An 11,525-nucleotide genomic window follows, 5' to 3' on the forward strand; every position below is an offset into this window, starting at 1 on the left:
AATGAAATTTCTCGACGAAACGAAAGTCTATATCCGCTCCGGCGACGGCGGCGCAGGCGCCGTCTCGTTCCGGCGCGAGAAGTTCATCGAGTTCGGCGGACCGGACGGCGGCGACGGCGGCCGTGGCGGCGATGTCTGGGTGGAGGCCGTCAACGGCCTCAACACCCTCATCGACTTCCGCTACCAGCAGCACTTCAAGGCCAAGACCGGCCAGCACGGCATGGGCCGCAACCGCACCGGCGCCGGCGGCGACGACGTGACGCTGAAGGTACCGGTCGGCACCCAGATCTTCGAAGAAGACAACGAGACCCTGATCGTCGACATGGTCGCTGAAGGCCAGCGCTACCGGTTGGCCGCCGGCGGCAACGGCGGCTTCGGCAACGCTCATTTCAGGTCTTCGACCAACCAGGCGCCGAACTGGGCCAACCCCGGCCTCGAAGGTGACGAGAAGACGCTGTGGCTGCGGCTGAAGCTGATCGCCGACGCCGGTCTCGTCGGGCTGCCGAACGCCGGCAAGTCGACCTTCCTTGCCGCCTGCACCCGCGCGCGGCCGAAGATCGCCAACTATCCGTTCACGACGCTGCATCCCAATCTCGGCGTCGCCACCATCGACGGCAACGAGTTCATCATCGCCGACATTCCGGGCCTCATCGAAGGCGCGCATGAGGGTGTGGGCATCGGCGACCGTTTCCTCGGTCATGTCGAGCGCACCCGCGTGCTGCTCCATCTCGTCTCCGCCCAGGAAGAAGATGTCGCCAAGGCCTATAAGACCGTCAGGCACGAGCTCGAAGCCTATGGCGGCGGCCTCGAAGACAAGCCGCAGATCGTGGCGCTGTCGCAGATCGACGTGCTCGACGAGGACGAACTGAAGGTGAAGGCCAAGGCGCTGGCGAAGGCCTGTGGAGAGCAGCCCCTGCTGCTGTCCGCCGCGGTCGGCAAGGGCATGACCGAAGCGCTGCGGGCATTGCGCAGCGTCATCGTCGCCGCCAAGGCCGGTGAAGGCTTCGGCGAGGAGAACCTCTGAGATGACCAAGACCCGCAAGCCGCTTTTGAAGTATCGCCGGGTCGTCATCAAGATCGGGTCGGCATTGCTGGTCGACCGCGCCACCGGGCTGAAGAAAGCCTGGCTCGACGCCATGTGCGCCGACATCGCCGGCCTCAAGGCCAAGGGCGTCGAAGTGCTGGTCGTCTCCTCGGGCGCAATCGCGCTCGGCCGCACCGTGCTCAATGTGCCCTCGGGCGCGCTGAAGCTGGAGGAGAGCCAGGCCGCCGCCGCCGTCGGCCAGATCGCGCTGGCGCGTGCCTGGTCGGAGAGCCTTTCGACCGACGCCATCGTCGCCGGCCAGGTGCTTTTGACGCTGGGTGACACGGAAGAACGCCGCCGGTATTTGAACGCCCGCGCCACCATCAACCAGTTGCTGAAGCTCGGCGCCGTGCCGATCATCAACGAGAACGATACGGTCGCCACAACGGAAATCCGCTATGGCGACAACGATCGCCTCGCCGCCCGCGTCGCCACCATGGTCGGCGCCGATTTGCTGGTGCTGCTCTCCGATATCGATGGGCTCTACACGGCCCCGCCGCATCTCGACCCCAACGCCCGTTTCCTCGAAACGATCGCCGAGATCACGCCCGAAATCGAGGCGATGGCCGGCGGTGCGGCATCCGAGCTTTCGCGTGGCGGCATGCGCACCAAGATCGACGCCGGCAAGATCGCCACGACCGCCGGCTGCGCCATGATCATCGCGTCGGGCAAGCCCGATCATCCGCTGGCGGCGATCGAAGACGGTGCCCGCTCGTCCTGGTTCGCCCCATCAGGGTCGCCGGTGACCGCGCGCAAGACCTGGATTGCCGGGCAATTGCTGCCGGCCGGAACGCTCCGCGTCGATGCCGGCGCCGAAGAGGCGCTGCGCTCGGGCAAGAGCCTGCTACCGGCCGGTGTTCGTGACGTGACGGGTAGCTTCAGCCGCGGCGACACGATCGCCATTCTCGGCACCTCCGGCCGCGAGATCGCCCGTGGTCTTGCCGGCTACGATGCCGACGAGGCCCGCCAGATCGCCGGCAAGAAATCGGCCGAGATCGCCGCGATCCTTGGCTATGCCGGCCGCGCCGCCATGGTGCACCGCGACGATATGGTGATGACCGGAAAACGCGCTGAGGCCGAGGGCAGCCGGAAGGATGAAGTCCATGCTTGACGAGGTGAAGAACAGGCAAGACGTCGAAAGCGTCATGCTGGAGATCGGCCGCAACGCCAAGGCCGCCAGCCGACCGCTCGCCATCGCCAGCGCCGAACGCAAGCACGCCGCCCTGATCGCCATGGCCGACGCGGTCGTCGCCCGCACGCACGATATCCTGGCCGCCAATGCGATCGACCTTGAAAACGCCCGCGAAAGCGGCGTCGCCGCCTCTTTCATCGACCGCCTGACACTGAGCGAAAGCCGCATCCGCGACATGGCGAACGGCATTCGTGCAATTGCCGAATTCAAGGATCCGGTCGGCGACGTCATTGCCGAATGGGATCGCCCGAACGGATTGCATATCGAGCGCGTGCGCACGCCGCTCGGCGTCATCGGCGTCATCTATGAAAGCCGGCCCAATGTGACGGCTGACGCCGGCGCGCTCTGCCTCAAGGCCGGCAATGCCGTGATCTTGCGCGGCGGCTCCGACAGCTTTCATTCCTCGGGCGCGATCCACGCCTGCCTGGTCGAGGGGCTGAAGGCTGCCGGTCTGCCCGAACATGCGATCCAGATGGTGCCGGTCGCCGACCGCGCCGCCGTCGGAGCCATGCTTTCGGGTCTTGGCGGCACGATCGACGTCATCGTTCCCCGCGGCGGCAAGAGCCTGGTGGCTCGCGTCCAGAACGAAGCGCGCGTGCCGGTCTTTGCCCATCTCGAAGGGCTCTGCCACATCTATGTCGACGCCTCGGCCGATCTCGCCATGGCGGAAAAAATCGTCGTCAACGCCAAGATGCGCCGCACCGGCATCTGCGGTGCTGCCGAAACGCTGCTGATCGACCGCAACGACGCCGAGCGGCTGGTCAAGCCGTTGCTGAACGCGCTGCTGGCAGCGGGCTGCGAAGTGCGCGTCTCCGACGAACTCGCAGGCATCGTCGACGGGTTGAAGGCGGCCAAGGACGAGGACTGGGCGACGGAATATCTCGACGCCATCATCTCGGTGAAGCTGGTGGACGGCATTTCGGGTGCCATCGAGCACATCTCCACCTGGTCGTCGGCGCATACGGAAGCGGTGATTGCCGAAGACCCGGAGGTCGTCGAGCGCTTCTTCTCGGAAATCGATTCCGCGATCCTCTTGCACAACGCCTCGACCCAGTTTGCCGATGGCGGCGAATTCGGCATGGGCGGCGAGATCGGCATCGCCACAGGCAAGATGCATGCGCGCGGCCCGGTCGGCGTCGAACAGTTGACCTCCTTCAAGTATCGGGTGCGTGGTGCTGGACAGGTCAGGCCCTGAGGTGACGGCGGGCAAGGTCAACGCCCGCTACCTGCGCATGCCCCATGTCGAAGCCGGCATGGTGGTCGGCCTTTTCGGCGGATCCTTCAATCCGCCGCACGAAGGCCATGTGCTTGTTGCCGACACCGCGATCCAGCGGCTCGGGCTCGATCAGCTCTGGTGGATGGTCACACCCGGCAATCCGCTGAAAGACCACAACAATCTCGCGCCGCTTTCCGACCGCATCGCCATGAGCGAGGAGATCGCGGGAAACCCGCGCATCAAGGTGACCGCTTTCGAAAAGGCGCTTGGGCAGAGCTATACCGCCCGCACGCTCGAGATCGTCCAGGCGCGAAACCGCGACATTCGCTTCGTCTGGATCATGGGCGCCGACAACCTGAAAAGTTTCCACCGCTGGCAGAACTGGCAGAAGATCGCCCGCACCTTCCCGATCGCCGTCATCGATCGGCCGGGCTCGACGCTCGCCTATCTCTCCTCGCGCATGGCGAAAACCTTCGACTATGCCCGCATCGACGAGGACGATGCGCGGCGCCTCCCCTTCCACCGCGCGCCCGCCTGGACCTTCATCCATGGACCGCGCTCATCGATGAGCTCGACGGCGCTGCGCGCCGCCGGTGGAGTATGATTTCCTGGGATTCAGTTCTGCTGTCTTGAAACAGCTACGGTTTGATGCCTACATTCATGGACGGTTCGATCTTTGTTCGAATCGAAAGTGCCTGTTCTGTTCATGTGGAAAGGAAAGACCCTGACAACAGCACACGCCAAGGGGTATGCGGTTACCGCATTCCCGCGCAGCACGGGATCTAGCGACGAAGCCGCTGTCCGTGCGCTTCAACTGGTCCTCGAGAGCCTAGAGGACTCGAAGGCAGAAGACATCGTCAGCATCAACATTGCCGGTAAGTCGGCGCTGGGAGACTTCATGGTCGTTGTCTCCGGGCGATCGAGCAGGCATGTGATGGCCATAGCCGATCACCTGACGACCGACCTGAAAGACGGGGGCTTTGGCAATGCCCGTGTCGAAGGTCTGGAAGGTGGTGACTGGGTGCTGATCGACACCGGTGATGTGATCGTTCACATCTTCCGGCCGGAAATCCGGGAGTTCTACAACATCGAGAAGATGTGGGCGGCTCCCGAGATCGAGGACGGCACCTTGCATTGAGACCGACCGGGTCGCCGCGCAGCTAAATGCCGGACGAGCCGAGTTGCGGTCATGCATGAATGTGAAGGGCTGGCGCCGCCTTGGGCGGCGTTGTCAGCCGGATGTTTGTTGCGACTGATCGTAACTTTCAGGCCCGTCAACCGGACGAGGCGCGCAGCGGCGCTGCAAGGCTCCAGGAACGCGGCATAAGATTCTCCTTGAATCGACCCGATTTCAGGAACTATGCAGTGCGCGTTGCAGCACTACAGGCACTACAGCGCCGCGCGTCTTATCGGACGCGCAAAGGACGCTGTAGCACTTTGAATCGCTTCATGTTTCCTTTAATCGGCTGCGATTAAAGGAAACATGCAGTAGCGAGGACGGACAAGGTCATGCGTATCGGACTTTTCGCAGTCGGCCGCCTCAAGGCGGGGCCGGAAAAGGATCTTGCGGCCCGTTATCTCGATCGCTTCTCCAAGGCCGGTCCGGCGATCGGGCTTGAGCTTTCCCGCGTCGTCGAAGTCAATGAAAGCCGCGCTTCGAACGCCGAAACGCGCAAACGCGAGGAAGCCGCACAGCTCGAAAAGGCACTGGCCGAAGGCAGCCTGCTCGTGCTTCTGGACGAACGCGGCAAGGCGCTGGATTCGGAAGGCTTCGCATCGCTTCTCGGAACCTTCCGCGACAGCGGCAAGCGCGACCTGATGGTCGCGATCGGTGGCGCCGATGGTCTCGATCCGAGCCTCCACGCCCGCGCCGATGCGGTGCTCAACCTTGGAAAGATGACCTGGCCGCACCAACTCGTGCGCATCCTGATCGCCGAACAGCTCTACCGCGCCGTCACCATTCTCTCCGGTCACCCCTATCATCGGGCCTGAAGCGACGGGACTGCCGTGCCGGATTCCCCACCCGCTACACGCGGCGATAACGAGAATATGCTTGGTCGTGCGCGCCAAATCAGATTAGGTTTTTTCCTCATATTTTCGGATGGACGCACGCAACGGATGACGCCCCGAGACAGGACCAGCGTTTTCGGCATGGGAAGAGACGACGCAGGACGGCTTGCCCGTAAAGCGGCGGCCTTTGCGCTTGCGCTTGCAATCGGCCTGCCGGCGAGCGCCCAGGAGGCCACGCCGCCCGCCGCCGCCGCGACCGGTCAGGAACAGGGGCCACCCGACCCCGCCGCCGACCTCACGCTTCGCCGCAACAGCACGCGCAGCGAACTGGATGCGCTGTCCAAGACGATTACGCTTTCCCAGGAGCGCGCCAATGCGCTGACGGAAACCATTGCCGAGATCGACAAGACCAACGAGGCACTGCGCGCCGCGATCGTCGAGTCCGCGAAGAAGCGCCAGGATCTCGAGCAGCAGATCGTCGACGGCGAGAAAAAGCTGAGCGACCTGAGAACCAAGGAAGATACGGTCCGCCGCTCGCTGCGCTCCCGCCGCGGTGTGCTTGCCGAGGTGCTCGCCGCCCTGCAGCGGATGGGGCGCAACCCACCACCAGCGATCCTGGTGACGCCCGAGGATGCGCTCGGCTCCGTGCGCAGCGCCATCCTGCTTGGCGCCGTCGTGCCCGGCCTGCGCAAGGAAACCGAAAACCTGGTGGCCGACCTCAAGGCGCTCGCCGATATCCGCGCCGGCATCGACCGGCAGCGCGAAGATCTGACGGCGGCAATGACCGCCAATGTCGAGGAAGAGCGCCGCATGTCGATGCTGGTCGCCGAGAAGGAGAAGCTGCGTCAGTCGAGTGCCACCGAGCTTGCTGCCGAGCAGCGCAAGGCGCAGGAACTGGCCTCGCAGGCGACCAATCTCCAGGGCCTGATCGGTTCGCTCGAGGATCAGATCTCCTCCGTTCGCGAGGCCGCCGAAGCGGCGCGGGCGCAGGAGGAAGAACGCCGGCGCATGAGCGAGGCCGAGCGCGAAGCGGCGCGGGAATTGGCCCGCAACGCGGTGCCTGACAAAAACCGCATTGCGCCCGCATATGTGTTTTCGGAGCTGAGGAACAAGCTTGCCTATCCGGCTGCGGGATCGCTGTTGCGCAAATTTGGCGATGCAGACGGCACGGGGCATTCCCTGCAAGGGATCATGTTGGAAACCAATCCCGGCGCGCTGGTGACCGCGCCGTCAGATGGCTGGATCGTCTATGCAGGCAATTTCCGCAGTTATGGACAGATGATCATTCTCAACCCGGGCGACGGCTATCACGTCGTGCTTTCGGGGATGGAGAAGGTGAGCGTGCAGACTGGGCAGTTCGTCGTGGCCGGAGAACCGCTGGCGACGATGGGTGCAAAAAGAGTGGCGAGCGCTGCGGCCTTGGCGCTGGAAACGGACCGGCCGACGCTTTACATTGAATTCCGAAAAGACGGAAAACCGGTTGATTCCCGACCATGGTGGACCGCAGCAGAGGTTGGAAAGGCGCGAAATGATACGTAGGGCTTCACTTGTTCTGGTCGGGGCGCTGATGGGCGCGACCGCGATGGGCGTGGTTTATTCGGCTGTCGTTCCGGCCGTCGCTGCCAACACCTCGACCTACCGCGAACTGGCAATCTTCGGCGACGTGTTCGAACGCGTGCGGGCGCAATACGTGACGCCGCCGCAGGACGACAAGCTGATCGAGAACGCCATCAACGGCATGCTTTCCTCGCTCGACCCGCATTCGAGCTACATGAACTCGGCCGACGCCGAGGACATGCGCACCCAGACCCGCGGTGAATTCGGTGGCCTTGGCATCGAAGTGACGATGGAAGACGACCTCGTCAAGGTCACGAGCCCGATCGACGACACGCCCGCAGCGCGCGCCGGCGTGCTTGCCGGCGACTTCATTTCCAAGATCGACGGGGCGGACGTTCGCGGCCTGAAGCTCGAGGACGCGGTCGAAAAGATGCGCGGCGCCATCGGCACCCCGATCAAGCTGACGATCCTGCGCAAGGGCGCGGACAAGCCGATCGAACTGACGATCGTCCGCGACGTCATCGCCGTTCGCGCGGTCAAGTTCCGCACCGAAGGCGATGTCGGCTACCTGCGCGTCATATCCTTCACTGAAAAGACCTATGACGACCTGAAGAAGGGCATCGAAAAGATCAAGGCGGAAGTGCCGGCCGACAAGCTGAAGGGCTACGTGCTCGACCTGCGCCTCAACCCGGGCGGTCTGCTCGACCAGGCGATCAACGTCTCCGACGCCTTCCTGGAGCGCGGCGAAGTCGTTTCGACCCGCGGCCGCAACCCGGACGAGACCCGCCGCTTCAACGCCACGCCGGGCGACCTGACCGATGGCAAGCCGGTGATCGTGCTGGTCAACGGCGGCTCTGCTTCCGCTTCGGAAATCGTCGCCGGCGCCCTGCAGGACCTGAAGCGCGCAACCGTGCTCGGCACCCGCTCTTTCGGCAAGGGTTCGGTCCAGACGATCATCCCGCTCGGCGAAGCTGGTGCGTTGCGTCTGACGACCGCGCTCTACTACACGCCGTCGGGCAAATCGATCCAGGGCACGGGCATCACGCCCGACGTCAAGGTCGAACAGCCGCTTCCGCCGGAACTGCTCGGCAAGGTCGAGGCTCAGGGCGAGTCCGATCTGCGTGGCCACATCCAGGGCCAGAGCGAGACCGACGAAGGCTCCGGCTCGGTCGCCTATGTCCCGCCGGAAACCAAGGACGACCTGCAACTGAACTACGCGCTCGACCTTCTGCGCGGCAAGAAGACGGACCCGTCCTTCCCGGCGAGCCCCGAACAGGCGCAGCTGAAGAAGTAAGCCTGACAGACACGAAACAAAGCGCCGCATGTTCAACCGAACATGCGGCGCTTTGCGTTTGGCCCATGGCTGGTCCGGCCGATGCACTGGTCAAGCCTTCGCCACTAAATTATAGGGTTAGCAAGCGCTGCCGCGGCCACTGATTCTTCGAAGGCATACGGCGTGCGACGGGAGAGGATCGGCACGCGTCCTGGCGCCGGCCTCGCTCCAGCGGCAACATCCCACAGCTCGACCGAGGCTCCGTTTTGGGAACTGATCTCAATGCACCGCTCGGCCAGAACCGGCGGGCCAAGCCAGCGTCGAAGCGCAATCCCCGGCGGCTGCTCGGGTTTTCTCTTGCCGGCCTTTGCATCGCCGCGGTGATTGGCCTTTCCGCCTGGAACACGCTTTCGCCGGACGGTTTGCGGCGTGATCCCGCGTTGCCGGTCGCAACCGCCGAGAAGGCGAAGAGCCCGGGCGACAAGGCATCCAATCCGGAAAGCGGCCGGACGGGCGTCGGTTCCGGAACGATGACGCCGGGGACGGCCTATTCCGGCGCCGATGTCGAGCGCACGCTCACCGACGACGGCTCCACCGTCACGACGTTCTCGCCACGCGGCCGCGACGGCAAGGGTCCGGCGCTGATCAATGTCGGTCCGATCCGCGGCCAGGATCCGCGCATGGCGGCGATGCCCAATGACGACCTGCTGGAAGAAAGCCCCGCCGGGCGCCTGCCGACCATCGGCCCCGACGGACTGCGTCCACTCGATCAATATGCACGCCCCTGGTCGGGTGCGCGCGGCACGCGCATCGCACTTGTCGTCGGCGGGCTCGGCCTCAGCCAGACGGGAACCCAGAAGGCGATCCGCGACCTGCCGGGCGAGGTGACACTCGGCTTTGCCACGGCCGGAAACAGCCTGCAGCGCTGGATGCAGGAAGCGCGCCGGAGCGGCCACGAGATCCTGCTGCAATTGCCGATGGAGCCGTTCGACTATCCGGCCAACGATCCCGGCCCCAATGCGCTGCGCGTCGGCCTCAGCGAAAAGAAGAACCTCGCGGAACTGCACCGCAACCTCGCCGAGATCACCAACTATACCGGCGTCATGAATTATCTTGGCGGCCGCTTCCTGTCCGATGCCGATGCGTTGGAGCCGGTCATGCGCGATCTCGGCAAGCGCGGCCTGCTGTTCCTCGACGACGGGACCTCGGCGCAATCGCTCTCCGGCAAGCTTGCCGGCGCCTTCGACGTGCCGCACGGCTTTGCCGACCTGACGCTTGACAGTGAACTCAGCCGCGGCGCGATCCTGCGCAAGCTCGACGAACTCGAGCGCATCGCGCGCCGCAACGGTACTGCCATCGGCGTCGCTTCCGCCTTCGACGAAAGCGTCGGCGCGATTGCCTCCTGGGTCAGCGAGGCACAGGCCCGCGGCATCGAGATCGTCGGCGTTTCCGCGCTCGTCAAGGATCCGCAACAGAACTAGCTTAAAGCCGTCCCGATGGGACCAATCGACGTTTGCAAAGAAGAGGCAGCCGATGAGCAAGGACAAGAAACTGAAGGCGGACGACCTTCCCTATCGCCCCTGTGTCGGCGTGATGGTGCTGAACCGGTCGGGCCTCGTCTGGGCCGGCCATCGCATCGCCGTCGGCAATTCCGAATATGACGGCTCGCCGCAGCAATGGCAGATGCCGCAGGGTGGCATCGACAAGAACGAAGACCCGCTGAAGGCGGCCTATCGCGAGCTCTACGAAGAGACCGGCATGAGCACCGTCTCGCTGCTTGCGGAAGCGCCCGGTTGGATCAACTACGATCTGCCCGAACACCTGATCGGCATCGGCCTCAAGGGCAAGTATCGCGGCCAGACGCAGCGCTGGTATGCCTTCCGCTTCGAAGGCGAGGAAAACGAGATCGCCATCAACCCGCCGCCGGGCGGGCACGAACCGGAATTCGACGCCTGGGAATGGAAGCCGATGCGCGACCTACCGGAGCTGATCGTGCCGTTCAAGCGCAAGGTCTACGAGGAAGTGGTCGCGGCTTTCACGCATCTGGCGCCGTGAACCGGTGCTGCGCGCTCCTGAAACGACAAAGGCCGGCGAGATCGCCGGCCTTTGTATTTCTAGGCTTTCACCAGGCTCAGTCGGATTCGGCCTCGTTGGCAGGCGAAGCATTGAGCTGGCCGTATTTCTCTTCGCCGATCTTGTCGAGCAGCTCGAGCTGGGTTTCGAGGAAGTCGATATGGCCTTCCTCGTCAGCGAGCAGCTCTTCGAAGAGCTTCATGGAGACATAGTCTCCGGCGGCATGACAGATGTCGCGGGATTTCTTGTAGGCGGTGCGGGCGTCGTATTCGCCGGCCAGGTCCGCCTTCAGCACTTCCTTCACGTTCTGGCCGATGCGCAGCGGCGCAACCGTCTGCAGGTTGGGATGGCCTTCAAGGAAGATGATGCGCGCGACGAGCTTGTCGGCATGCTGCATCTCCTCGATGGATTCGGCCCGCTCCTTCTTGGCGAGAAGCGTATAGCCCCAGTCTTCGAGGAGGCGGTAATGCAGCCAATACTGGTTGACGGCACCGAGTTCGAGATAGAGCGCTTCGTTAAGCTGCTCGATGACTTTTTTGTCGCCTTTCAAGATCCGCCCTCCGGTTGTCGTCGTGGAATTGTCTGAGGCGGGTCATGAAATCAAATATCTCTGCGTCCGTCGAGTCGCGGTGCGCGTGATATTGCTCGGTGGTGCGGATGATGATGTCGACGACATTGGGGAAACAGCCGCAGCAACGGCCACGTTTTTCCATCGCGTGGTAGACTTTCGCCGGCACGATCAGCTGCCAACAGTCCTCGTCGAGGAGACCAATGATCGTGTCCTCGATCTCCTTTTCCGTGATGAAATTGCAGCTGCAAACCAGCATGTCGTCTCGCCTGTCGTACGCAACGCCCTTTATCAGCGCATAAAGCAAAACAGGACATTTAGTGTCAACTAAAAACTCCGCGAGCGGAAGTTGCGGGCGGATTAGAACGACTCTAAACTTGACAAAAAACTTCGCCTTTTCAGAATTTTAGAGATTCCCGGGCGACTGATCCTGCAAACCCTGAATGGGTCGCGAGGCGCGCAGCCTGCGACATTTTTACACACCTCCGATCGCGACCGCGGGAAACCCTGCCCGTGAACTGCGCCGGAAGCATTCCGTAGAATCCTTCCGGC

Annotated in this window: 12 protein-coding genes; 10 read left to right on the plus strand and 2 right to left on the minus strand. The window is 63.6% G+C overall.

The window, feature by feature from the left end; genetic code table 11:
• The first annotated feature begins 1 nt into the window (after position 1).
• From obgE to IB267_RS29615, 10 genes are all read left to right on the plus strand, one after another.
• The gene (gene obgE / locus IB267_RS29570; RefSeq protein ID WP_043619985.1) at positions 2-1,024 is read left to right on the plus strand and encodes a GTPase ObgE; all 1,023 of its coding nucleotides are present in this window, start codon (positions 2-4) and stop codon (positions 1,022-1,024) included.
• 1 nt (position 1,025) lies between these two features.
• Positions 1,026-2,195, plus strand: coding sequence for a glutamate 5-kinase (proB, locus tag IB267_RS29575; RefSeq protein ID WP_192450997.1), 1,170 nt, complete (start codon positions 1,026-1,028; stop codon positions 2,193-2,195).
• Positions 2,188-3,471, plus strand: coding sequence for a glutamate-5-semialdehyde dehydrogenase (locus IB267_RS29580; RefSeq protein WP_192450998.1), 1,284 nt, complete (start codon positions 2,188-2,190; stop codon positions 3,469-3,471). The genes proB and IB267_RS29580 overlap by 8 nt, the downstream gene beginning before the upstream one ends.
• Before the next feature lie 37 nt (positions 3,472-3,508).
• Positions 3,509-4,096 (plus strand): nicotinate-nucleotide adenylyltransferase, encoded by a 588-nt coding sequence (locus IB267_RS29585; RefSeq protein WP_192451113.1) that lies wholly within the window; start codon positions 3,509-3,511, stop codon positions 4,094-4,096.
• A 102-nt stretch (positions 4,097-4,198) separates the two neighbouring features.
• Entirely contained in the window at positions 4,199-4,630 is a 432-nt protein-coding gene (gene rsfS / locus IB267_RS29590; protein ID WP_192451114.1) for a ribosome silencing factor, read from the plus strand.
• A 371-nt stretch (positions 4,631-5,001) separates the two neighbouring features.
• Positions 5,002-5,484, plus strand: a complete 483-nt coding sequence (gene rlmH / locus IB267_RS29595) for a 23S rRNA (pseudouridine(1915)-N(3))-methyltransferase RlmH (RefSeq protein ID WP_192450999.1) — start codon at positions 5,002-5,004, stop codon at positions 5,482-5,484.
• Between the two features lie 159 nt (positions 5,485-5,643).
• Positions 5,644-7,041 carry a murein hydrolase activator EnvC gene (locus IB267_RS29600; RefSeq protein WP_246810891.1) on the plus strand — a complete coding sequence of 466 codons (1,398 nt, stop codon included), beginning with the start codon at positions 5,644-5,646 and terminating at the stop codon, positions 7,039-7,041.
• Complete coding sequence (locus IB267_RS29605) at positions 7,031-8,353, plus strand: S41 family peptidase (protein ID WP_192451001.1); 1,323 nt, start codon at positions 7,031-7,033, stop codon at positions 8,351-8,353. Before IB267_RS29600 ends, IB267_RS29605 begins: the two co-directional genes overlap by 11 nt.
• Positions 8,354-8,598: 245 nt before the next feature.
• Positions 8,599-9,813: a divergent polysaccharide deacetylase family protein gene (locus IB267_RS29610; RefSeq protein ID WP_192451002.1), complete on the plus strand. Its 1,215-nt coding sequence runs from the start codon at positions 8,599-8,601 to the stop codon at positions 9,811-9,813.
• A gap of 52 nt (positions 9,814-9,865) precedes the next feature.
• Entirely contained in the window at positions 9,866-10,387 is a 522-nt protein-coding gene (locus IB267_RS29615) for an RNA pyrophosphohydrolase (protein WP_043620001.1), read from the plus strand.
• A 76-nt stretch (positions 10,388-10,463) separates the two neighbouring features.
• Here IB267_RS29615 and bfr read toward each other — a convergent pair whose 3' ends face one another.
• Both bfr and IB267_RS29625 read right to left on the minus strand, forming a co-directional pair.
• Positions 10,464-10,955, minus strand: coding sequence for a bacterioferritin (gene bfr / locus IB267_RS29620; protein WP_192451003.1), 492 nt, complete (start codon positions 10,953-10,955; stop codon positions 10,464-10,466).
• Positions 10,921-11,232: a (2Fe-2S)-binding protein gene (locus IB267_RS29625; RefSeq protein ID WP_034803108.1), complete on the minus strand. Its 312-nt coding sequence runs from the start codon at positions 11,230-11,232 to the stop codon at positions 10,921-10,923. Before IB267_RS29625 ends, bfr begins: the two co-directional genes overlap by 35 nt.
• Positions 11,233-11,525: the final 293 nt, after the last annotated feature.

The sequence above is a fragment of the Ensifer sp. ENS09 genome (assembly GCF_014852425.1).
In the GTDB taxonomy this organism is placed as follows: Bacteria; Pseudomonadota; Alphaproteobacteria; order Rhizobiales; family Rhizobiaceae; genus Ensifer.